Origin of the sequence: Burkholderia sp. GbtcB21, assembly GCF_019091065.1 — a bacterium.
GTDB classification, from domain to species: Bacteria; Pseudomonadota; Gammaproteobacteria; order Burkholderiales; family Burkholderiaceae; genus Burkholderia; species Burkholderia pyrrocinia_C.
The window spans coordinates 768,075-789,946 of record NZ_JAGXKA010000001.1 but is presented as its reverse complement, the minus strand read 5'-3'; the positions used below and the strand labels follow the sequence as shown (position 1 = coordinate 789,946).

Sequence of the window (21,872 nt, the reverse complement as noted above, 5' to 3'; positions counted from 1 at the left end):
ATCATGGAATACGTGATAGGCGTCGATATCGGCACGCAGAGCACCAAGGCGCTGCTCGTCGACCGGCACGGCACGATCGTCGCGCGGTGCTCGGCCGGCTACCAGCCCGATACGCCGCGCCCGCTGTGGGCCGAGCAATGGCCGCAGGTGTGGTTCGACGCGGTGCTCGAATGCGTCGCGGGCTGCGTGAGCGATGCGCGCGCGCAGGGCGTGCCGGCCGATGCGATCCGCGCGGTGTGCGTGAGCAGCCTGTACGGCGGCTCGGGCATTCCGGTCGACAGCGACATGCGGCCGCTCCATCCGTGCCTGATCTGGATGGACCGGCGCGCGACCGCGCAAGTCGACTGGGTCGGCGAGCACGTGAACGTCGAGCGGCTGCGCGTGATCACGGGCAACGGCGTCGACAGCTACTACGGCTTCACGAAGATGCTGTGGCTACGCGACCAGCGGCCGGACGTGTGGGCGAACGTGCGCTATTTCCTGCCGCCGAACGCATACGTGATCTACCTGCTGACCGGCGAAGTCGCGGTCGATCACAGTTCGGCCGGCAATATCGGCGGCGTGTACGACGTCGCGCGCCGCGAGTGGTCCGACGATGCGCTCGACATGCTCGGCATTCCGGCGACGATGATGCCGGAGCGGCTCGTCGATTCGACGGAGATCGTCGGCGGGCTGCTGTCGCAATGGACCGAACAGCTCGGGCTGCCGGCCGGCACGCCCGTGGTCGCGGGCGGCGTCGATGCGGCCGTCGCGACCTTCGCGGCCGGCGCGACGCGTACCGGGCAGCATGTCGCGATGATCGGCACCAGCATGTGCTGGGGCTATGTGAGCCGGCACGTCGATGCGCGGCACGGGCTCGTCAGCATGCCGCACGTGTTCGACGGGCAGCGCGACCTGTACGTGTTCGGCGGTGCGATCACGGCCGGGGCATCGGTCGCGTGGTTTCGCGACCAGTTCTGTCATGCGGAAATCGATGCAGCACGCCTGCTGCCGCACGGCGATCCGCACGTGCTGCTCGAGGAGGCGGCCGAAAGTGTGCCGGCCGGTGCCGACGGCGTGCTGTTCCTGCCGTACCTGATGGGCGAGCGCAGCCCGGTGTGGGATGCGAAGGCGAGCGGCGCGTTCGTCGGGCTGAGTCTCGCGCATACGCGGGCGCATCTTTATCGCGCGGTGCTCGAAGGCGTCGCGTTCGCGTTGCGGCACAACATCGAGGCCGGCCGCCGCGGCGCGGTGGCGCTGGACGACCGGCTGATCGTCGTCGGCGGTGCCGCGCATTCGGCGCTGTGGATGCAGATCATCGCGGACGTGACGGGCTTTCCGGTGTGGACGATCGAGCAGGATGTCGAAGCCGCGATGGGGGCGGCACTGCTCGCGGGTGTCGGGGCGGGGCTCGTGTCGCACGACGACGCGCAGGGCGGTTGGGTCACGCTCGTCGAGCGCGCGCGACCCGATGCCGAACGTGCGCAAGCGTATGCGGTGCGCTTCGGGCTTTACACGGCGCTGTATCCGGCACTCAAGCCGATCATGCACGAACTGCACACATCATCATGAAGACACGATTCGATTTCAGCGGCTCGCGGATGCTCGTCACGGGCGCATCGAGCGGCATCGGGCGCGCATGCGCGGTTGCGCTGGCGCAGGCGGGCGCGCGGGTCGTCGCGGCAGCGCGCGACATGGCCGCACTCGATGCGCTCGCCGGCGAGACCGGGTGCGATACGTTGCGCATCGATGTCGGCGGCGACGAACACGCGATCGATGCCGCGCTCGCCGCGCACGATGTGTTCGACGGCCTCGTCAATTGCGCGGGGATCGCGTCGCTCGAACCTGCGCTCGACGTCAGCGCCGAGCATTTCGACCGCGTGATGGCCGTCAATGCGCGCGGCGCGGCACTCGTGGCGCGGGCGGTTGCACGGAAGATGATCGTGCGCGACGGGCGGGGCGCCACGCATGCGCATGCGCGGGGCAGCATCGTCAACGTATCGAGCCAGGCCGCGCTCGTCGGCTTGCCCGCGCATCTGAGCTATTGCGCGTCGAAGGCGGCGATGGACGCGATCACGCGCGTGCTGTGCATCGAGCTCGGCCCGCACGGCATTCGTGTGAACAGCGTGAACCCGACCGTCACGCTCACGCCGATGGCGCAGTTTGCGTGGAGCGAACCGGAGAAGCGCGCGCCGATGCTGGCGGCGATTCCGCTCGGGCGATTTGCGGAGCCGGACGAGGTCGTCGAGCCGATCCTGTTCTTGCTGAGCGATGCGGCGTCGATGATCAGCGGCGTGTCGCTGCCGATCGACGGCGGGTATACGGCGCGATAGGTCACGTCATGCGGTGACGAGTTGCCGCCTGCAGAGCATGACGGGAAATAGGGGCGAATGTGCGGAGCGGCCGACGTGCGGCTACACCGGGTCTTTGCTCGGCGGTCCGTCCGGTTGCTGCGGGTTGTCGTGGTGATGCCCCGGCGGCGACGACAGCGGGTCGTCTTCCGGATCGCGGTTCGGGTCGGCCGGTGGCTCGGGTGTCGGGGTCGTGTGATCGGTCATGGAGAGCTCGCGCGATGCGTGATGGCGGCGGCGCGGAGGGCGCGCCTCGTCTTCGTTATAGGCAATCGGGCGAGCGTTTGCTGCGGGATTCTTGCGGCGGCTTGTCGATCGTCGGTGAAATCCATGAATTCGCGATTGTCGACCGTCGGGCGGGATTCCGTATTGCAATGTATTGCGTGGTCCGCGCGATCGCGGTCAGCGCAGATCCTGCGGCGTGTCGACGTCGCGCAGGATGCCGGGATCGTCGACGTCCAGCAGTTTCACCGGCTCGCTGGCGAACAGCGCGCGGGCGCCCGTGTCGCCGTCGAGGGCGGCGAGCGCATCGAAGTGGTGCGCGGCGAAGCCGACCGGATGGCCGCGCACGCCGCGATGCGCGGGCGCGACGATCGACGCATCGTCGGCGTCGAGCGCGCGCGTGACGGCTTCATAGGTCGATGCCGCGATCCACGGCATGTCGCCGAGCGCGACGAGCCAGCCGTTCGAATCGGGCGTGGCGCGCACGCCGGCCGCGAGGCTTGCGCCCATGCCGCGCGACGCGTCGGGCGCATAGACGACCTGGCAACCGGCTTCGTTCAGCAGGATCGCGAGTTTTTCGGCGCCGGGACGCACGACGGCGATCACGTCGGCCGTGGCCGCCGCGAGACGATGGGCGGCCGCGACCGCGATCGGCGTGCCGTCGGGAAGCCGCGCGAGCAGCTTGCTCTGCAGACCGCTTGGATCGAAGCGTTGACCGAGACCGCCGGCGAGCAGGACGCCGGTGACGAGTGACGCATAGGACATCGGCGCGGGGGGAGTGAGACAGGTGCTGCGATTGTGCGGGAGCGGGCGGGGATCGGCAAGTGAGGATGTTACCGAGTCGCGCCCGTCAGGTCGGAAAGACTGTCATCGCGCACCTTCGTCGAGCATGTTTTCCTCGACGGGGCCGTAAATCGCGTGCGATTCACGCTGCATGACGGCCCAATAGCGGTCGCCGAACGACCAGTGCCACCATTCGGACGGGTAATTCGTGAAGCCGGCGCCGGTCAGTGCGGCGATCAGTACGTGGCGGTTTCGTGCGGCCCGGCGGCTGATGAACGCGTTGTACCTGCAAGCTTATGGTCGATCTGGTCAGACGAAACGCCGACATGTCGGCGTTGGCGCGGGCGTGCGGTGTGGATTGGCCTGCGACTGCGAGAGGATTACCACAGCGTCTTCACATGCGCATAAGCGCGGATTTTTTCGTCGCGGGTGACGAGCGGTGCGCCGAGCCGCCGCGCGGTGGCGACGATCATCCGGTCGGCCGGATCCTTGTGGAACGTGCCGGGCAGGGCAGTGGATTTCGCGGCGATGTCGGCATCGACGGGCACGAAGCGCATGCCGTCGATCTGCGCGACGGTGGCGAGCCACGCGTCGACATCCATCGTCAGTGCGAGACGGTCGTTGCGCACCAGCATCGCAATCTCCCACGCGGAGATCGCGGATGCCGCGAGTGAGCCTTCGCCCCGCGCGCGCTCGATCGCACTTCGCGCTTTCTTGCTGAGCGAAGGATCGCCCGCCACCCACCACACCAATGCATGCGTATCCAGCACGATCACCGCGACGCCTCCCAATCATCTTCCGCAATCGGATCGACAGGATTGTCGTAGCGCATGACCGAGCCGCGCAATATGTCCAACGGCTGAGCCTCGCGTGCGTGATACGGCCGGATCTCGAGCGTCGGCTTGCCGTGATCGGTGACGATCAGGCTTTCGCCCGACGACTCGACGAGCCGGAAGTATTCGAGTGCGCGAGCCTTGAATTCGGATTTCGAAACGGGAGCGTGCGGCATCATGATATGAGCATGGTCATTTGACGATGGTCATTTTATGGCGGTGCGGCGGAGGAAGGCAAGTCGCGAAGGCCAGGCGTCACCCGATGCATGCAAAGCGCGACAGGGGGCGTCGATGCCGGGGGCCGGAAGGCGCTGTCCGCCTTGCTCGCGCGCTTGCTGTGATCTAGATTTTTTCTATCGGGGTTCTCAGGCGGGAGGGACGGCCATGGAACTGAGCGTAGAACGTGTCGATGTCTGGGCGGCGACCATCGAGGACAAGCCGGGCGGCCTCGCGACAGTATTAAGCGCCCTGCGGACTGCCGGCGCAGACTTGCAGTTCATCGTTGCACGCCGCACATCGGAGACGCCGGGCAAGGGCGTCGTGTTTGTCGCGCCACTGCAGGGAGATGCGGTGATTCGCGCGGCCACGCAGGTGGGGTTCAGCGTCACCCCGAGCGTTCACTCCGTCCGCGTAATGGGTTTGGATCAAATGGGCATCATCGGGCAACTGGCCCAGATGCTCGCGGACGGCGCGATCAATCTCCGTGGCGTCTCGGCCGCCGTGTTGGGTTCCCAGTTCATTGCCTATTTCGCGGTCGATTCGGCGGACGATGCAGACAAGGCGATCGATCTCCTGCAGCGGGCATAAGGCGGCTGCGCTGGACGGTGGACTGGCATTGGCCGGAAGGGGGCATGCGTTTCAGGATGTTGCGGGGCGCCGCCAGATGGCTCACGCATCCGCCCACCGTCTCAGCAGGTTGTGATAGATCCCGGTGAGCGCGATCACGCCCCGGTCGTGCGCACCTTTGTCCGCGGAAAGCTGCTGAATCTGCGTATCGAGTTGAAATAGCAGCGTGCGGTCGGCGTCGTCGCGCACCATGCTCTGAATCCAGAAGAACGACGCGACGCGCTCGCCGCGCGTAACGGGCGTCACGTGATGCAGGCTCGACGCCGGATACAGCACGAGATCGCCGGCCGGCAGCTTCGCGCGATGCACGCCGTAGGTATCCTCGACACACAGCTCGCCGCCGTCGTACGCATCGGGTTCCTCGAGAAACAGCGTTGCCGACAGATCGCTGCGCACGCGGAAATCCGTGCCGCGCAGCAGCCGGATCGCGTTGTCGACGTGCGTGCCGAATGTCTCGCCGCCTTCATAGCGGTTGAACAGCGGCGGAAACACCTTGAGCGGCAGCGCCGCCGAAAAGAACAGCGGATGGCGTGCGAGCGCATCCTGGATCGCGTCGCCGACCGCGCGCGCGGCCGGTGAGCCTTCCTGCAGTTGCCGGTTGCGTTTGGCAAGCGCCGACTGCGCGCCGGATGTCACGTTGCCGTCGACCCATTCGGCCGCATCGAGCAGGTCGCGGCATTGCGCGACCTGCGTCTTGGTCAATACGCCGGGGATATGAAGCATCATGTTGCTGATTCCATTGCATGCGGCGGCAATTGCAGCGCCGCAGAGCGAAATGCGTCGAGCGGCGACGACGCGAGATACGCGTGCATTTTCGCGATGAACGCGGGCGTCGCGGTGGCCGGCACGCGCGCGAGCCAGACGAGCGCTTCGTCGATGCGCCCGCGCTCGGCAAGCAGCCGCGCAAAGTTGAACTGGCCACGGAAGTCGCCGGCAGCGGCTGCGCGGCGATAGTGGTCGAACGCGGCATCGGTGTCGACGGATACGACCCAGCCGTCCTCGTAGAAGCCGCCGATCAGGTTGATCGATTTCGCATGGCCGAGCGTGGCCGCGCGGCGGAACCAGTCGAGCGCGTCGGCGCGGTTCTCATCGACGCCGTTGCCGAGCGCGAGCGCCGTCGCGTAGTTGTACATGCCCCAGTCGAGCCCCGCCTGCGCGGCGAGCCGGTACCAGTACACGGCGACCGGCGCGCACGCGGCCGTACCCCAGCCGAACTCGTAGCAGCGGCCGAGCATGTTCATCGCCATCGGGTGGCCGGCCCGCGCGGCGTGCCGGAACCAGTTGAACGCGGCAGCCGGATCGCGCGCGACGCCATGGCCGTCGAGCAGGTACTGCCCGTAGACGGCCTGCGCATCGACGATGCCGTTGTCGGCCGCCGCCGCGACCCACGCGGCGGCGCGCTCGGGCGGCCCGGCCAGGATGTCGGCGAACTCGCGCGGCGATACCGACGCGAGCGCCTTCAGCGACACGGCCTCCATCGATCAGTAGCGCGCGTTCAGCGTGACGAACGCCGAGCGGCCCGGTGCGATCGATGCGTAGTGCGCCGGATACGCCTGATCGAAGTACGTGCGGTTGAACAAGTTGTTCACGTTCAGCTGCAGATCGAGCTTCTTGTTGATCCGGTACTGCGCCATCGCATCGAAGCGCCAGTACGACGGCACGGCGCGCTGGTTCGCGGGATCGCCGAATACTTCCGACATGTAGAACGCGCCGCCGCCGACCGTGAACTTCGGCGTCACGTCGTAGTTCGACCACATCGTGAGGCTGTGCTTCGGCGTATTCGGGAAGCGGTTGCCGTTGTTCGCCGCATCCTTGCCGTTGTCGCGCAGTGCGCTCTTCATGTACGTATAGCCGCCGAACACCTGCCACTGCTTCGTGATCTGCCCTGCGACGCCGAGCTCGAGACCCTGCACGCGCTTGTTGCCGACCATCGCGTACTGGTTGTTCGGCAGCGTCACGCGCGCGTTCGTCGTGTCGATCTGGAACAGCGCGGCGGTCAGCGCGAGCTTGTCGTTCAGCACGTTCCACTTGGTGCCGAGCTCGATGCTGCGGTTCTTTTCCGGCGCCATCTGGTCGGCGTTGGGGCCGACGCCGCCGCGGCCCGGCGTGAGCGACTGCGTTTCGCTGCCTTCGCCGAGCAGCATGCCGGCCGGCGTCGACGACGTCGCATACGACGCGTAGATGCTGCCGTTCTGCGCGGGCTTGAACACGAGGCCGGCCTGCCAGTTCACGAGCGTGTCGTCGCGCGTATAGGTTTTGCTGCCGTTGGCCTTGGTGTCGGTGAAACGCGTCGAGTAGTCGTCGACCCGCACGCCGGCATTGACTTGCCAGCGCGGCGTGATCTCGATCGTGTCGAAGCCGTAGATCGATTTCGTCGTGGTGCGCGCATGCGCGTAGTCGTTGTTGCGCGTGATCGAACCGGCCCATGGATCGTTCGGGTTCGGCGACCACAGGCTCGTGCAGTTGTAGCCCGACGCCGCGCCGATGCCTTGCTGGCAGATCTTGCCGTTATCCGTCGCGACCTTGTACGTGTCGCGCTTGCCCCATTCGCGCGTCAGCTCGATGCCGGTCGTGAAGCTGTGCTTGAACGGGCCGGTGCGGAATTCGCCGAACAGCTCGGTCAGGTTCGCGATGCTGTTGATCGAGCTGTTGCGGTTGTTGTTGCGCCGCCAGACCTTGCCGTTCACCACGTTGCCCTGGCTGTCGTCCGGCTGCGTCCAGATGTAGTCCTGCGTCGATTCGGTGTAACGCGTGGTGTTGCGGATCGTCAGCGACGACGTGATGTCGTGCTCGATCTTGATCGTGCTGATGTCCGACGTGGTCTTGCGGAAGTCGCGGTCGATCAGCCCGTAGAAGTTGTGGCGATCGACGTTTGCCGGGCCGTCGGTGACGCCCTTCGGGATGTTGAAGCCGTAGACGTACGGAATGCCGCCGTCCGGCATGTCGTCGGTCGACAGGTGGTAGTAGCTCGCGGTCACGCGCGTCGGCGTGCCGAGGCCGAATGCGATCGACGGTGCGACGCCCCAGCGCTCGTTGTTGACGGCGTCGCGGCCGGCGACGTCGTTGTTGTGGCTCATCAGGTTCAGGCGGAATGCGGCGTGATCGGCGAACTGCCAGTTGCCGTCGGCCGTGAAGCGGCGATAGCGGTCGGTGCCGAGGCCGGCGCTCGCGCTGGCCGTCGTGCCGAGGTGCGGGGCTTTCGTGATCAGGTTGATGCTGCCGCCGGCGCCGCCGCGGCCGCCGTACGCGCCGTCGGAACCCTTGGTGATCTCGACGCGTTCGGTGTTGAAGATCTCGCGCGTCGTGGCGCCCGTGTCGCGCATGCCGTCGACGAACATGCTGCCCTGCGTGTCGTAGCCGCGGATGAACGGACGGTCGCCGAGCGGGTTGCCGCCTTCGCCGGCGCCGAACGTGATGCCGGGCACGGTGCGCAGCGCTTCGGTCAGCGTCGACGCGCCGCTGTTCCGGATCAGTTCCTGCGGAATCACGGTGACGGATTTCGGCGTGTCGACGAGCGGCGCGGTGAATTTCGCGGAAGCGGAAAAGTCGGCCTTGTAGCTGTGCTCGGTCTTGCCCTGGATCTCGATCGGCGCGAGATGGCCTTCGGTGCTGGACGGCGGCGGCGAAGGCGGCGTGCCGTCGGCGAATGCAGGGCTCGCGGCGAGCACGCTGCACAGGGTGGTGAATTTGCCGAGCTTCAACTCGTCGGAACGGGACTTCATGATGCGCTTGGACCTCGCGATGTGGCCCCGGGGAGGTGCGCTACGGAAATGTGCATGCCGCCGGGAATTATTACGATTTGTTTTCAGCCGGCATTCTATGTAATTTTTTGTTGAATGAGAAGCGTTCTTGTTATCAATAAAAAAGCAAGTGTTGACGAATGTTACGGGGTGGATGGGCGGTGGATGATGGCCGATTGGCCAGATGTGACGGGCTAGTCGGGCCGGTTAGAGTGGCAGTGTCGTGTTCACTTGGTATGACAGCAAGATGCTAATATGACTGCATTGAAAGCAATCTTAGCGAGGCGCATCATGCCGGTGATCACCGTTCGAAATTTGCCTGATGAAGTGCATCGCGCACTTCGGATTCGCGCGGCCCAGCACGGACGCAGCACCGAAGCCGAGGTACGTGACATTCTCGAGCAGGCCGTCCTGCCAGGCGGGCGGCTCAAGCTGGGAACGTTGCTGGCGGAAATCGGGCGGGAGGCTGGTGGAGTCGATTTCGACGTCCAGCGCGACAAGACGTCAACCGATCCGATGAGCTTCGAATGATCCTTGTTGATACGAACGTCATTTTCGAACCGCTGCGACGCGAGCCGAGCGCGGCCGTGATCGAGTGGCTCGATGCCCAGAACGTCGAGACGCTGTTTCTTGCTGCAATCAGTCTCGCGGAGATGCGATTCGGTGTGGCTGTATTGCCGGAAGGGCGCAGGCGCGAGTGGCTGCATCAAAGCATCGAACGACGTGTCGTGCCGCTGTTTCGAGGCCGGATCCTGCCGTTCGATGATGCAGCGAGCAAAGCGTATGCGAGCCTTCGGGCGCGGGCCCGTGTCGCAGGTAGCGCGATCGCGCCTGTCGATTGTTTTATCGCCGCCACGGCCGAGGCGAACGGCCTGATCGTGGCCACGCGCGATGTCGCGCCGTTCGAGGCGGTGGGGCTTCGCGTGATCGATCCGTGGGCGCGGTAGCTCCTGACTGCGAAGCTCCATCACCTGTGCCGAAATTGAAAACGCGCCGTGCAATGCGGCGCGTTCTGCGTCAGGCAAGCGCGCCCGGCCCATGAAGCAATGGTAGGCGGGCGCGAGACCTCCGGTGCGGCTCAATCGACTCCGTGAAACACCGCGTCCTCCGGCCCGAGGTATGCCGGCGGGCGCCACGTCGCGTCGCGCATCGAATGCTGCACGAGGTTTTCGACGCCGAGCAGCACCGCGAAGATCGCCATTCGCACCGGAATGCCGTTGTCGGTCTGCCGGAAGATCGCGAGGCGCGGGTCGCGGTTCAGGTCGACCGACAGGTCGTTCGCGCCGGGCCGGCTGTCGCGCGGCAGCGGGTGCATGATCAGCGTATCGGGCTTGCAGACCGAGTCGACGAGCGCCTGGTTGATCTGGAAATCCGGCGTATAGCCTTCGAACGACTCGTCGGTGAAGCGCTCTTTCTGGATCCGCGTCGCGTAGACGACGTCCGCGCCGCGCAGCCCGGCCGCGAGGTCGGTCGTCTGTTCGACCACATGGCCGTTCGTCGAGATCTGGTCGACGATGTAGGCCGGCATTTCGAGCATCGGCGGCGACACGAGCGTGAACTTGAGCCCGCGGTACAGCGCGAGCAGCTTGACGAGCGAGTGCACGGTGCGGCCGTACTTGAGATCGCCGACCAGCGCGATGTGCGCGCCGTCGACGATCTTGCCGAGCCGCGAGAACTCGCGCTGGATCGTATAGAGATCGAGCAGCGCCTGGCTCGGGTGCTCGCCGGGGCCGTCGCCGCCGTTGATCACGGGCAGGTTGGTCGCGCGCGCGAACTCGGCCACCGAGCCTTTCTCCGGGTGGCGGATCACGAGCGCATCGACGTAGCCGGCCATCACGCGGCTCGTGTCGTAGATCGATTCGCCCTTGGCCATCGACGAGAACGTGAAGCCCGTCGTGTCGCACACCGAGCCGCCGAGCCGGCAGAACGCCGCGCCGAACGACACGCGCGTGCGCGTGCTCGCCTCGAAGAACAGGTTGCCGAGCACGGCGCCTTCCAGCACGCGCGAAATCTTGTGGCGCCGCGCGATCGGCTGCATCACGTCAGCCACGCGAAACAGCGCCTCGACCGATTCCCGCGAGAACTGGTCGACCGACAGCAACTGCGGCTTGCCCTCGAACAGGAACTGCTTCGCGAGCCCCTGATTGTCTACGCTTTGCGTATAGACTCCACCTTCTGGTGCCGAACGCTCGACGATTTCCGACACGAAGCGCTCGACGATCTCGGGCATCCCGCGCGATTCCTGCGAATCGTCGGGCAGCAGCCAAGTATCCAGTGCGCGCCGGCTGACGCCGATGCGATTGGCGAACGCTTCGCGAGTCATGTTGAGGCGGCGCATCGCGTCGCGGAGGAAGGCTTGCTGGGGAACGGTCATCGGCGGCTCCTGGCGGAAAATATACGCGGTGCGTATATTAGTTCCTGGCGCACTGAAGTCAAGGAAAATCTGCGCGATCGGGCTGTGCGGTGCGTGTGACACTCGACGGGCTCGCACTGGCGCGCGGCGTCCGCCTCCGTATAATCAGGTCAGGCCCCGTGCCCTGCATCGGCAGGGCACCATGCCGAAAACGATTCGCCCGGTCGGGCTTGTTGATTCGAAGGAGAATGAGAATGACGCGTACGATTGCTGCAATGTTGCTGGTTGTGACCGCCGCGCTCGCCGGCTGCAATACGGTCGCCGGCGTGGGCCAGGACATTTCGAAGGGCGGCCAGGCGATCAGCGATACGGCCGAAAAGGCCAAGTAAGCCGACCGGTTCCGGAATGCAGAAAGCGCCGGGCCGTCCCGCGATTGCGGGACGGCCCGGCGCTTTTTTTTGGGGCGGCGCGGCGTTGACGCCGGCGGCGTCACGCGCGTTCGACGAACGCGTAGCGGCCTTCGACCTTGCGCGGCGTAAACCAGCCGTAATCGGGGAACATCCGGTTGCGCACGAACCAGACGTAGCCCACCAGCACCAGCGTGACCGCGAGGCCCGGCAGCGCGGTCGACGGATCGCGTCCGAGCTCGGCGACGGTCTTCGGCAACTGCAGCAGCGACAGCAGGATGAACGCGTGATACGCGCCGACGCGATGGGTCGCGAAGCCCCAGATGAACAGCAGCGACAGCGGCACGGTCAGCGCGAGGAACACGACGACGAGGCCATTGCCGAGTGCGCCCGACACGCCAACGTCGCCGGCAGCGGCGGAGAAGTAATACGCGAGCATCAGGCTGATCGCCAGCTGGAGGGTGCCGAGCGCGACCAGGATCCAGGTGTGTACCTTGTTCTTGCGGCAGCGTTCCGGATCGGGCCGCGACGCGATCAGGCTTGCGATCACGCGATCCTTGAGCCCCTGTCCGGACAGTTCGGCCAGCACGTCGGCCTTCCTCGTTCCCGCGGACAGCAGCACCGCGATTCTTGTTTTGGCATCCTTCCTGTTCATTGCTTGGCGGCTTGTTGTTAGATGGTTGTCAAAGGTTCCGGCCACGCGAATATTGCATCTTGTGCGGTGGTGCGCAACGGTTTTGCGGCGCGCGGACACATTCCTACAGTCGCCGACGGCTTTGCGAGAGTAGGGGGATCGACCGGCCATGTGACGGAAATGCGCGGCCGTCGTTTTTGCATGAGCGCGGGTTCGTGTCAGTCGGTGGCGGTTTGCGTCGACGGCGCGGGGCTGGCAGGCTGTATCGAGTTCACCGGCTTCGCATCGCGCGTGGTGGTGTGCGTGGGCGGTTCGCGCCGCCGCGTCGCGCCGACGAGCATGCCCGCGACGACGAGCGCGATGCCGGCGACACGCGTGCCGGTCAGCGTTTCGTCGAACAGCGCGACCGCGAACAGAACGGCCGAGACCGGCGCGACCGCCGTGAACAGCGCGGCCTCGGTGCCGCTCGTGCGCGCGGAGCCCGCATACCAGCACAGGTAGCCGAGCACGGTCGGCACCAGTGCGTAGTAGGCGATCGCCGACACGGCGCCGACGGTCCAGCCGGTTGCCGCCGCGCGCCATTCGAACGCGGCCGGCACGACGGCGAGCACGAAGCCGAGGCCCGACATCGCGGTGGACAGCGCGAGCGGCGGCAACGGTGCGGCAAGCCGTCGGTTCAGCAGGATGAAGACGGCTTCGCACGCGACGGCGGCCAGCACCAGCGCATCGCCGGCAAGCGTCTGGAACGACGGCATCGTCTGGCCGGGCGCGAACGTGACGAACAGCACGCCGGCCGTGGCGAGCGCGGCGGCCAGCCAGTCGCGCGGCGTCTGCCGCTCGCGCAGCACGACGGCCGCGATCAGCGTCGACATCGCCGGCAGCGTGCCGAGCATCACGCCCGCATCGAGCGGTGACGACAGCTTCGTGCCGCTGATCAGCAGCACCGTATAACCGACGCCGCCGGCCGCGGCCTGGATGACGAGCAGCACGGCGTCGCGCGGGGAAATGCGCGGCCAGCGCATTCGCTGCGCGCGCATCAGCGCGAACAGCAGCGGCGTCGCGATCAGGAAGCGCAGCGCCGTGGCCGCGAACGGCGGCAGGCCGCCGGCCGCGAGACGGCTCGCGATGACGGTGCTGCCGACGCCCGCCATCGCGGCGGCGAGATAGAGATAGCCAATCAGTCGTGTTTTCATGCGCGCATCGTCGCGTACGGCGACGGTGCGCGTCTTGAATGAAATTGCAGCGGGCGGGAGGGGATGCCGAGGGCGGTGCGTGGGGCCGCCTTGCGAGCGTGCGTCAGTGTTAGCGTCTGCCGAAGCCGAAGCCGAAGCCGAAGCCGAAGCCGAAGCGGTAGCCGCAGCGTCAGCCACCATCGTCGACGCGGGACCCGCCTTCGATCGCCTTGCGCGCGGCCACGACCGGCGTCAACCGGCCTGCGTAAACCGCCCCGGCGTGATCCCGAACTGGCGCGCGAATGCGCGCGTCAGGTGGCTCTGATCGGCGAAACCGGCTTCGGCCGCGGCATCCGCGATCGGCAGGCCGCTGGCGAGCAGCGTGCGCGCCAGCCGCGCGCGCGACTGGATCAGGTACGCGTGCGGCGTGATACCGAGCTCGCGTGCAAACCCGCGCAGCAACTGGAAGCGGCTCACGCCGCTCAGGTCGGCCAGTTCGGCGAGCGAAACGGGCGCGGCCGGCGCCGCGTCCAGCCGTTCTCGGGCGACACGAATCGCCGGCGCGACGCCGGCCGCCGGCAGCGTGCGGTTCGCGTGCCGGGCGAGCAACCCTGCGACGAGCATCACGAGCGCCTCGTCGCGGGCGAGCGGTTGAGTTTCCCCGGCGACGATGCGCGCATGCAATCGGCCGACGGCGGCCGTGAGCCGCGCGTCGCGCACCGCCGGATGCGCAAGCTCGACGCCGCCGAGGCCTTCTTCCGCCGCGACGCCCGCGACCAGCGCGGGCGCGAGGTACAGCATCCGCCAGCGTCGGCCCGTGCCGGCATCGATCGGCGAGCCGTCGTGCATTTCGCCCGGGTTGACCATGATCGCGTCGCCGGCCAGCGCGTCGACCTGCCCGCGGCCGCTCCACGACCGGTGCGCACCGCTGACGATCACGCCGACCCCGAATTCGTCGTGCGCGTGGCGCGGAAACGCGCGGTCGGATTCGAGGCTGATTGCCTCGATGCCTTCGCCGGTCCGTCGGTAGTGGGTGACACGGTGCATGTGCGCTCCTCGCGCCGGCTGCGGCGCGGATCACGTGCACTTTAGCGCGTTCCGCCGCCGCGCGCCCTTCATCCTTTTGGCCGATACCGCGCGGCGCGCGCAGCCCGCACCATGTACACATGAGCAGCGTATACGGCCCGCCGGGCCTGAAGCTGCGCGGGAGGCGGCAGGTGGAACGACAGGATCCGGTATTCATTCAGGTTGGCGCGCTCGCGGACGGCTTCGCGCCGGAAGCGAACATCCTCGCGCCCGTCGACGCGCTCGCGGGGCGCACGCTGGCGCTCGGCGATGCATCGGGCGCGTGGCGCGTCTATACGTTCGAGCAAGGCGCGCTGCAGTGGCACGACGCGGCGACCGACACGGGCGGCCGCGAGCCGTGCCGCGTGACGCGGCTGCGCGACGCGCTGTACTTCGTCGACTACATCGACACGGCCGCCCGCGCGACGTCGGTCAGTCTCGTGATCGATCTCGACAGCGGCGTATGGACGTCGGTCGTCGGCGTGCTGCCGACCGAAGCCGACACGCGCATCGACGCGTTCACGCGCGTCGCGCGCGGGCTGCCGCTGACGGCCGTCGACGCGGCGTTCCGGCACGGCACGCTCGGCGGTCACGCACAGCCGGGGCCGCTGCACGGACCGACGCGCGAACTGATCGGCAAGCGGACGATGTACCGCTACAGCCCGACCGAATGCTACGAGCACATCTACCTGAACGAGAACTTCTACGCGTGGCAGTGCCTGCAGGGCGTCGAAGGCGGGCTGGCCGACGTCGACCGCTGCCATTACTTCAGGATCGCCGACGAGCTGTATCTGTTCGTGTGGCGCGAAAAGGTGGTGCCGACGCTCGGCGTCGTGCTGATCGACCTCGCGCAGTGCAAGACCGACGGCAAGATCTTCGGCTACCAGGGTGGCGATTTCGGCACGCTGTCGAACTTCCAGATCGGCGCCCATGCGCAGGTGCTGAACGAAACCGTGCATCCGCTCGGCGGCGGGGCGCAGCGATGAATGCCGTGCCGGGCAGTGGCCGACTGCGTGCGGATTTCAGCGGGCGCGTCGTGCTCGTCACGGGCGCCGCGCAAGGGATCGGCGCGGCGATCGCGCGCCGTTTCGCGGAATCCGGCGCGTTCGTCGCGCTCGCCGACCTGAACGGCGAGGCCGCCGCCGCGCAGGCCGATGCACTCGCCGGCGCGGGCGGCGCTGCACGCGCGTATCGGGTGGACGCCGCCAGCCGCGACGAATTGCGCGCGCTGGTCGCAGCGGTCGAGCGCGACGGCGGCCGGCTCGATGTCGTCGTCCACAATGCCGCGTATTTTCCGCTGACGCCGTTCGCGCAGATCGACGAGCCGACGCTCGAGCGAACGCTGTCGGTCAACCTGTCGGCGCTGTTCTGGCTCGCGCAGGCTGCGTTGCCGGCATTCGAGCGCGCGGGGGCCGGGCGGCTGCTCGTCACGTCGTCGGTGACGGGGCCGCGCGTCGCCTATCCGGGGCTCGCGCACTACGCGGCGTCGAAGGCCGGCGTGAACGGCTTCATTCGCGCGGCGGCGCTGGAGCTCGCGCGCCGCAACGTGACGGTCAACGGTGTCGAGCCGGGGATGATCCGCACGCCGGCGGCCGGCAATCTCGGCGACGCGTCGGTCGCGGCGCAGATCGCGCGCGACATTCCGCTCGCGCGGATGGGCGAGCCGGAGGACATCGCGAACGCGATGCTGTTTCTCGCCTCGGTCGATGCTGCGTACATCACGGGGCAGACGATCGTCGTCGACGGCGGCGCGACCTTGCCGGAGAGCGGCGCGGTGCTGGGAGACGTGTGACGGCGGTGTCGAACCGGCACCCGATGTGGCCGCGGCGGGACCGCGGCCGGCAGGTTCCTGTGGCGGCGCCGTCGCAGGCCCGCCGCACGTCGCCGCGACTACAGCCAGCCGTTGCGGATGAACTCGACGATCGAATAGCGGCGGTTCTCGAGATCGTGCTGGCGGACGGCTTCGACGATGCGCGACACACCATCCGCATAGGGCGTCGCACCGTACACGCGCGATTCGAACTGCAGGCTGCACGCGCCGTCGTCGATGCGTATCCGGTGAACCGCATGGCGGCCGAGCTGATCGTCGGGGATCGCGAATTCGCTGCGCTGCACGTCCGGGTCGCGCACCGAGCGGATGTCTTCCGGCCGCACGCCGAGCGACTGGCCGATGCCGACGGCCGTGCCGGGGACGGACGTCTTGCCTGCCTGATGCGACTCCGTCAGGCTGATCTCGCAGTCGCGAAACAGGTGGCCGCTGGTTTCCAGCATGCTCATGAACTTGAGCATCAGGATATTCGTGTTCGGACACAGCACGACCGGAAAGCCGTGCGTTCCGGTTTCGACGTCGGAGCCGGTAGACAGTTCGACGAGCGGCGACGCGGTGGCCTCGCAGAACGCGATCACGGCGGGGAGTTCGCGGCCGGAACCGGCATGCACGACGATCGATCGGGCGTCGCTACGTCGGGCGTCGCTACGTCGCTCATCGGTTCGCGCACTGTCCGACCAGCGCATCACGCGACAGGTTGCCGGGTCGAGCTTGTGCGAGCCGAGCAGCTCATTGGCCAGCTTGCCGGTTCCAACGACGAGTACTTGCATGGGATTGACGGGTTGAGGTTCAGTATTTGATACGGGATCGGCGTAGGCGTCGGGTAGCCCGGCACGGTTCTGTCGCGGCTCGCGCCACGCCGAACGGGCCTCGTGCATTATGCCCGGCTGTCCGCATGCGTGCCCGCCGGGCCTCGCGTGCGGAGTCGCGATGGCCCGCGACGTGTGGACCGCGTTCCGCTGCGCGATACCGCCGCCGGACTGGCGCCCTTGCAACCAGCGCGAAACGACGGAGGAACCGCGCCGCAGCTTCGTCGCCGCGCGCACGCAGGCGTGAACGGCGCTACGCTGTCGAAACGCCGGCAGCGCACGTCCGTGCCGCGGCCGGCATGACTCATGCACCACGCATCAACCACCCATTTTCGATCCAGGAGAGCACATCGATGGAACACGACCTGAAAGGCAAGGCAGTCGCGATCACCGGCGGATTCGGTCATCTGGGCGTCGCGACGGCCGCATGGCTGGGCCAGCGCGGCGCACGCGTCGCACTGATCGGCCGCGGCGCCGCGCCGGCTGCGCAGACGCTGCCCGGCGTGCCGGCCGACGCGCTGCGCATCGGCGGCATCGACCTCGTCGACCCGCAGGCCGCCGCACGGGCGCTCGAATCGGTAAACCGCGAATTCGGCCGGGTCGACGCGCTGCTGAACATCGCCGGTGCGTTCGTATGGCAGACGATCGCCGACGGCGACGCCGCCACGTGGGACCGCATGTACGAGCTGAACGTGAAGACCGCGCTGAACGCGTCGAAGGCCGCGCTGCCGTACCTGGTCGCGAGCCCGGCCGGCCGTATCGTCAACATCGGCGCGGGCGCGGCGTTCAAGGCCGGCGCGGGCATGGGCGCTTATGCGGCCGCGAAGGCCGGCGTCGCGCGTCTCACCGAGGCGCTGGCGGCCGAACTGCTCGACCGCGGCGTGACGGTGAACGCGATCCTGCCGAGCATCATCGATACGCCGCCGAACCGCGCGGACATGCCCGACGCGGATTTCACGCGCTGGGTCCGGCCGGAACAGGTCGCGGCGACGATCGGGTTCCTGCTGTCGGCCGACGCACAGGCGATCACCGGCGCGTCGATTCCGGTGAACGGCCGCGTGGCGTAGCGCGCGCGGGCGGGGCTCGCCGCATTGCGGCTCGCGCCGCGGCCGGCCGTGCGTACAATGTCGCACCGGAAACGCGCGAGCCCAGACTGAGACCATGAATCAGCCCAAGATCCTGATCGTCGAAGATGAAACGGCGATCGCGGACACGATCGTCTATGCCCTCGGCACCGACGGCATGCAGACCGTCCACTGCACGCTCGGGCAGGCGGCGCTCGATCATCTGCGCGAGTCGCGCTTCGACCTGGTCGTGCTCGACGTCGGCCTGCCGGACCTCAGCGGCTTTGAAGTCTGCCGGCGGCTGCGCACGTTCACCGACGTGCCGGTGATCTTCCTGACCGCGCGGCACGACGAGATCGACCGGATCGTCGGGCTCGAAATCGGCGCCGACGATTATGTGGTCAAGCCGTTTTCGCCGCGCGAGCTGGCCGCGCGGGTGCGCGTGATCCTGCGGCGCTTCCACCGGGCGGCCGCGCCGCAAACGGCGCCCGCGCCGGCAGAGGCGCAGGCCGCGACAACCGCGCCGGGCTTCGTGCTCGACACCGACGGCGCGCGCGTGTCGTGGCTCGGCCACGCGCTGGACCTCACGCGCTACGAATTCGGCCTGCTGGCGCTGCTCGTCCGGCATCCGGGGCGCATCTATTCGCGCGAGCAGTTGATGGACCTCGTGTGGCACGAGGCGCTCGATTCGGCCGACCGCACGGTCGACACGCACATCAAGACGCTGCGCGCGAAACTGCGCGCGATCGATCCCGAGCGCGACCCGATCCGCACGCATCGCGGGATGGGTTATTCGCTGCAACCGTAACGACCGGCACCGCCATGCATATCGGCCTGCGCATCTTCTTCGGTTTTTTCCTGATCGTCGGTCTTGCCGCGCTGATCACGCTGCGCGTGTTCGTGCAGGAGGTGAAGCCGGGGGTGCGCGAGGCGATGGAGGACACGCTCGTCGACGTCGCGCAGGTGCTGGCGACGCTGGCCGCCGCCGACATGGCGAACGGGCATATCGCCGACGGCGCCTTCGCGCGGCAGCTCGAAAAACTTCACGAGAACCCGGTCAGCGCGAACGTGTGGGGCATGCACAAGAACACGATCAGCTATCGCATCTACATCACCGATGCGCACGGCATCGTGCGCTACGACTCGACCGGCAGCGCAGTGGGGCAGGACTATTCGCGCTGGAACGACGTGTACCGGACGCTGCGCGGCGAATACGGCGCACGCAGCACGCGTGCCGATCCGAACGACGACAGCAGCACCGTGATGCACGTCGCGGCGCCGATCCGGCGCGGGAACGAGATCATCGGCGTGCTGACGATCGCGAAACCGAACCAGACGGTCGAGCCGTTCATCGTGCGCAGCCAGCGCAAGATCATGCTGTATGGCGCGTTGCTGATGGGCGGCGCGATCCTGATCGGCACCGCCTGCACATGGTGGCTGGTGCTCGGGCTGCGGCGGCTGCAACGCTATGCGCGCGCAATCGCGGCCGGCGAGCGCGCGGCGATGCCGCTGCAGGGCGCGAACGAGCTGGCCGAGCTCGGGCGCGCGGTGGAGAGCATGCACCAGCGTCTGGAGGACCGGCAGTACGTCGAAACCTACATCCACACGCTCACGCACGAGATGAAAAGCCCGCTGGCCGCGATCAGCGGCGCGGCGGAGCTGCTGCAGGAAGAGATGCCGGTCGCGAACCGGCGGCGCTTCACCGAAAACATCCGCCGCCAGGCCGGCCGACTCGAACAGATGATCCGCAAGCTGCTCGCGCTGGCCGAAGTCGAGCAGAAGCAGCGCCTGTCGGTACACGAGCCGGTCGCGCTGCTGCCGGTGCTCGAACAGCTCGTCGAGGATATCGAGCCGCGCGCGCGGCAGCGCGGCGTGAGCCTGCGGATCGACGCGAACGACGCTTCCGATCCGGCAGTCGTCGAAGGCGATCCGTTCCTGCTGCGCCAGGCGCTCGGCAACCTGCTCGACAACGCGCTGGATTTCGCGCCGCAACGCAGCACGATCCGGATCGCGCTCGAACGGCAGCCGGCGGGCAGGGCGCATGTCGCGGTCGTGCGCGTTACCGATGACGGCCCCGGCGTTCCCGACTACGCGTTGTCGCGCGTGTTCGAACGCTTCTATTCGCTGCCGCGCCCCGACGGGCAGGATCGCAGCACGGGCCTCGGGCTGTGTTTCGTCCGCGAAGTCGCGATGCTGCATCGCGGCCAGGTCGCGCTCGCGAACCGCGACGAAGGCGGCGCGTGCGCGACGCTCACGCTGCCGTCGCCGGGCTGAGCGCGCTTCACGCTCGCCACACATTCGCTTCACACCGGCTTCAATCGCCGTTCACCGGGCCCGCTCATGCTGACCGCATCTTCCACTCCGGTATCCGTCAGCAATGAATCGAGTCCTGTTGTTCAAGTCCGTGATCACCGCGTTTCTCGCGCTGTCGATCCTGATCCCGCTGCACATGGTTCAAAGCATCGTGCGGGAACGTGCGGAGTATCGCGAGAGCGCATTGCAGAGCATCTGGGCGAGCTACGCCGGGCCGCAGACGGTAACGGGCCCGGTGCTCGTCGTGCATTACACGGAAGTCACGCGCGTTCGCGACGACACGCCGGCCGGCGGCGCGGCGAAAACGAGCCTGAGAAGCGAGACGAAGCGCCTGCTCGTGTTTCCGAAGACGTTGAACGTCGACGGCACGCTCAAGGTCGAGGTGCGTTACCGCGGCATCCACAAGGCGCTCGTGTACGGGCTGGATAGCCGGCTGACGGGCACGCTGGCGCTGCCGGACCTGAAGAAGCTGCCGCAGGCCGACGGCCACGTGAGTTTCGCGGTCGACAGCGCGTATGTCGCAATCGGCATCGGCGATATTCGCGGGCTGAAGGCGCAGCCCGACCTGCGCCTTGGCGGCAAGCGGTTCGACGTGGAGCAGGGCACGCGGCTGGACAGCCTGCGCCAGGGCGTGCACGCGAATATCGATCTCGCGGCGCTGGCGGACGCAAACGCAGGGGCTGTCGTGCCGTTCAGCATCGGCCTGCCGCTGGCGGGCGCGGAATCCGTCGCGTTCGCGCCGGTGGCCGACCAGAACGATTTCTCGCTGAAATCGACGTGGCCGCATCCGAGCTTCGGCGGCGCGTTCCTGCCGGGCGAGCGCACGATCGATGCGCAGGGTTTCACCAGCAACTGGCACGTGACGTCGTTCAACACGAAGGCGCGCGAGCAGGTCGCGACCGGCAACGGGGAGGGTGCGATCGAGATGGCGTCGGTATCGGTGATCGAACCTGTGAACGTCTATCTGCAGGCCGAACGCGCGACGAAGTACGGTGCGCTGTTCGTGATGCTCACGTTCGCGAGCTTCTTCATGTACGAACTCGCGAAGCGGCTGCGCATTCACCCGATCCAGTACCTGCTGGTCGGCCTGTCGCTCGCGCTGTTCTTCCTGCTGCTGCTGAGCCTGTCCGAGCACATCGCGTTCGGTCATGCGTATCTCGCGGCGAGCGGCGCATGCATCGGGCTGCTCGGCTTCTACCTGTCGTTCGTGCTGCACAGCGTGAAGCGCGGCGCGACGTTCGCGGCGCTGCTCGCGATGCTGTACGCGGCGCTCTACGGGCTGCTGCTGTCGGAGGACAATGCGCTGATGCTCGGTTCGCTGCTGCTGTTCGCGATCCTCGCCGGCATCATGACGCTCACGCGCCGCATCGACTGGTATGCGCTCGGCGCCGCGTGGCAGCCGCTGGGCGACAAGTCGGGCGCGGATGCCGTGAAGCCGGGCGCGCCGGCGAAGTAAGCGCGGGTTTCACGTGC

Annotated in this window: 26 protein-coding genes; 13 read left to right on the top strand and 13 right to left on the bottom strand. The window is 67.5% G+C overall.

Going from position 1 to position 21,872, the window contains the following annotated elements; all coding sequences use genetic code 11:
- Positions 1-3: 3 nt before the first annotated feature.
- Both KVT39_RS03495 and KVT39_RS03490 read left to right on the top strand, forming a co-directional pair.
- Positions 4-1,551 (top strand): FGGY-family carbohydrate kinase, encoded by a 1,548-nt coding sequence (locus KVT39_RS03495; protein ID WP_217587808.1) that lies wholly within the window; start codon positions 4-6, stop codon positions 1,549-1,551.
- Complete coding sequence (locus tag KVT39_RS03490) at positions 1,548-2,312, top strand: SDR family oxidoreductase (RefSeq protein WP_175747393.1); 765 nt, start codon at positions 1,548-1,550, stop codon at positions 2,310-2,312. Before KVT39_RS03495 ends, KVT39_RS03490 begins: the two co-directional genes overlap by 4 nt.
- Before the next feature lie 81 nt (positions 2,313-2,393).
- Here KVT39_RS03490 and KVT39_RS03485 read toward each other — a convergent pair whose 3' ends face one another.
- From KVT39_RS03485 to KVT39_RS03465, 5 genes are all read right to left on the bottom strand, one after another.
- Positions 2,394-2,537: a hypothetical protein gene (locus tag KVT39_RS03485; RefSeq protein WP_165948077.1), complete on the bottom strand. Its 144-nt coding sequence runs from the start codon at positions 2,535-2,537 to the stop codon at positions 2,394-2,396.
- A 195-nt stretch (positions 2,538-2,732) separates the two neighbouring features.
- The gene (locus tag KVT39_RS03480) at positions 2,733-3,317 is read right to left on the bottom strand and encodes an NTP transferase domain-containing protein (protein WP_217587807.1); all 585 of its coding nucleotides are present in this window, start codon (positions 3,315-3,317) and stop codon (positions 2,733-2,735) included.
- Between the two features lie 102 nt (positions 3,318-3,419).
- Positions 3,420-3,608 carry a M15 family metallopeptidase gene (locus tag KVT39_RS03475; RefSeq protein WP_105392661.1) on the bottom strand — a complete coding sequence of 63 codons (189 nt, stop codon included), beginning with the start codon at positions 3,606-3,608 and terminating at the stop codon, positions 3,420-3,422.
- A gap of 107 nt (positions 3,609-3,715) precedes the next feature.
- Positions 3,716-4,111: a type II toxin-antitoxin system VapC family toxin gene (locus KVT39_RS03470; protein WP_217587950.1), complete on the bottom strand. Its 396-nt coding sequence runs from the start codon at positions 4,109-4,111 to the stop codon at positions 3,716-3,718.
- Positions 4,108-4,347, bottom strand: coding sequence for a type II toxin-antitoxin system Phd/YefM family antitoxin (locus KVT39_RS03465; protein ID WP_034180481.1), 240 nt, complete (start codon positions 4,345-4,347; stop codon positions 4,108-4,110). The genes KVT39_RS03470 and KVT39_RS03465 overlap by 4 nt, the downstream gene beginning before the upstream one ends.
- 205 nt (positions 4,348-4,552) lie before the next feature.
- On the opposite strand from KVT39_RS03465, the gene KVT39_RS03460 reads away from it, so the two are divergent.
- Complete coding sequence (locus tag KVT39_RS03460; protein ID WP_034180480.1) at positions 4,553-4,975, top strand: amino acid-binding protein; 423 nt, start codon at positions 4,553-4,555, stop codon at positions 4,973-4,975.
- Between the two features lie 81 nt (positions 4,976-5,056).
- Here the strand turns inward: KVT39_RS03460 and KVT39_RS03455 are convergent, their stop codons facing one another.
- The 3 genes from KVT39_RS03455 to KVT39_RS03445 are packed head-to-tail and all read right to left on the bottom strand — an operon-like array spanning position 5,057 to position 8,736.
- Positions 5,057-5,740, bottom strand: a complete 684-nt coding sequence (locus tag KVT39_RS03455) for a Fe2+-dependent dioxygenase (RefSeq protein ID WP_217587806.1) — start codon at positions 5,738-5,740, stop codon at positions 5,057-5,059.
- Positions 5,737-6,492 (bottom strand): tetratricopeptide repeat protein, encoded by a 756-nt coding sequence (locus tag KVT39_RS03450; protein WP_105392622.1) that lies wholly within the window; start codon positions 6,490-6,492, stop codon positions 5,737-5,739. Before KVT39_RS03450 ends, KVT39_RS03455 begins: the two co-directional genes overlap by 4 nt.
- Before the next feature lie 3 nt (positions 6,493-6,495).
- Positions 6,496-8,736 carry a TonB-dependent siderophore receptor gene (locus KVT39_RS03445; RefSeq protein ID WP_105392623.1) on the bottom strand — a complete coding sequence of 747 codons (2,241 nt, stop codon included), beginning with the start codon at positions 8,734-8,736 and terminating at the stop codon, positions 6,496-6,498.
- A 309-nt stretch (positions 8,737-9,045) separates the two neighbouring features.
- Here KVT39_RS03445 and KVT39_RS03440 point away from each other — a divergent pair, with 309 nt between their 5' ends.
- Together KVT39_RS03440 and KVT39_RS03435 are read left to right on the top strand one after the other, a co-directional pair.
- Entirely contained in the window at positions 9,046-9,285 is a 240-nt protein-coding gene (locus tag KVT39_RS03440; RefSeq protein WP_034180974.1) for an Arc family DNA-binding protein, read from the top strand.
- The gene (locus KVT39_RS03435) at positions 9,282-9,701 is read left to right on the top strand and encodes a type II toxin-antitoxin system VapC family toxin (protein ID WP_175747399.1); all 420 of its coding nucleotides are present in this window, start codon (positions 9,282-9,284) and stop codon (positions 9,699-9,701) included. Before KVT39_RS03440 ends, KVT39_RS03435 begins: the two co-directional genes overlap by 4 nt.
- 131 nt (positions 9,702-9,832) lie before the next feature.
- On the opposite strand, the gene KVT39_RS03430 is transcribed toward KVT39_RS03435, so the two are convergent.
- Entirely contained in the window at positions 9,833-11,128 is a 1,296-nt protein-coding gene (locus tag KVT39_RS03430; protein WP_034180473.1) for an aspartate carbamoyltransferase, read from the bottom strand.
- Between the two features lie 233 nt (positions 11,129-11,361).
- Between KVT39_RS03430 and KVT39_RS03425 the strand changes: the two genes are divergently transcribed.
- Positions 11,362-11,496 (top strand): entericidin A/B family lipoprotein, encoded by a 135-nt coding sequence (locus KVT39_RS03425; protein WP_021158165.1) that lies wholly within the window; start codon positions 11,362-11,364, stop codon positions 11,494-11,496.
- Positions 11,497-11,596: 100 nt separating this feature from the next.
- Here the strand turns inward: KVT39_RS03425 and KVT39_RS03420 are convergent, their stop codons facing one another.
- The 3 genes from KVT39_RS03420 to KVT39_RS03410 all read right to left on the bottom strand — a co-directional run bounded on the left by KVT39_RS03420 (position 11,597) and on the right by KVT39_RS03410 (position 14,367).
- Positions 11,597-12,169 (bottom strand): permease, encoded by a 573-nt coding sequence (locus tag KVT39_RS03420; protein WP_217587805.1) that lies wholly within the window; start codon positions 12,167-12,169, stop codon positions 11,597-11,599.
- A 197-nt stretch (positions 12,170-12,366) separates the two neighbouring features.
- Positions 12,367-13,341, bottom strand: a complete 975-nt coding sequence (locus KVT39_RS03415; RefSeq protein ID WP_217587804.1) for a DMT family transporter — start codon at positions 13,339-13,341, stop codon at positions 12,367-12,369.
- 231 nt (positions 13,342-13,572) lie between these two features.
- Complete coding sequence (locus tag KVT39_RS03410; RefSeq protein WP_131946927.1) at positions 13,573-14,367, bottom strand: AraC family transcriptional regulator; 795 nt, start codon at positions 14,365-14,367, stop codon at positions 13,573-13,575.
- 170 nt (positions 14,368-14,537) lie between these two features.
- Here KVT39_RS03410 and KVT39_RS03405 point away from each other — a divergent pair, with 170 nt between their 5' ends.
- Positions 14,538-15,371 (top strand): MoaF C-terminal domain-containing protein, encoded by an 834-nt coding sequence (locus KVT39_RS03405; RefSeq protein WP_217587948.1) that lies wholly within the window; start codon positions 14,538-14,540, stop codon positions 15,369-15,371.
- Positions 15,368-16,177, top strand: coding sequence for an SDR family oxidoreductase (locus tag KVT39_RS03400; protein WP_217587802.1), 810 nt, complete (start codon positions 15,368-15,370; stop codon positions 16,175-16,177). Before KVT39_RS03405 ends, KVT39_RS03400 begins: the two co-directional genes overlap by 4 nt.
- Before the next feature lie 98 nt (positions 16,178-16,275).
- Here KVT39_RS03400 and KVT39_RS03395 read toward each other — a convergent pair whose 3' ends face one another.
- Positions 16,276-16,983: a dihydrodipicolinate reductase C-terminal domain-containing protein gene (locus KVT39_RS03395; protein WP_034180468.1), complete on the bottom strand. Its 708-nt coding sequence runs from the start codon at positions 16,981-16,983 to the stop codon at positions 16,276-16,278.
- A 160-nt stretch (positions 16,984-17,143) separates the two neighbouring features.
- On the opposite strand from KVT39_RS03395, the gene KVT39_RS38395 reads away from it, so the two are divergent.
- From KVT39_RS38395 to creD, 5 genes are all read left to right on the top strand, one after another.
- Positions 17,144-17,269 (top strand): hypothetical protein, encoded by a 126-nt coding sequence (locus tag KVT39_RS38395; protein ID WP_306795562.1) that lies wholly within the window; start codon positions 17,144-17,146, stop codon positions 17,267-17,269.
- A 106-nt stretch (positions 17,270-17,375) separates the two neighbouring features.
- Positions 17,376-18,089, top strand: coding sequence for an SDR family NAD(P)-dependent oxidoreductase (locus KVT39_RS03390; protein ID WP_217587800.1), 714 nt, complete (start codon positions 17,376-17,378; stop codon positions 18,087-18,089).
- Positions 18,090-18,183: 94 nt separating this feature from the next.
- Positions 18,184-18,894 (top strand): two-component system response regulator CreB, encoded by a 711-nt coding sequence (creB, locus tag KVT39_RS03385; protein WP_217587796.1) that lies wholly within the window; start codon positions 18,184-18,186, stop codon positions 18,892-18,894.
- Between the two features lie 14 nt (positions 18,895-18,908).
- A complete protein-coding gene (creC, locus tag KVT39_RS03380) occupies positions 18,909-20,360 on the top strand; it encodes a two-component system sensor histidine kinase CreC (RefSeq protein ID WP_034180465.1) in 1,452 nt (483 codons plus the stop codon).
- Positions 20,361-20,463: 103 nt separating this feature from the next.
- Complete coding sequence (creD, locus tag KVT39_RS03375) at positions 20,464-21,855, top strand: cell envelope integrity protein CreD (RefSeq protein ID WP_217587794.1); 1,392 nt, start codon at positions 20,464-20,466, stop codon at positions 21,853-21,855.
- Positions 21,856-21,872: the final 17 nt, after the last annotated feature.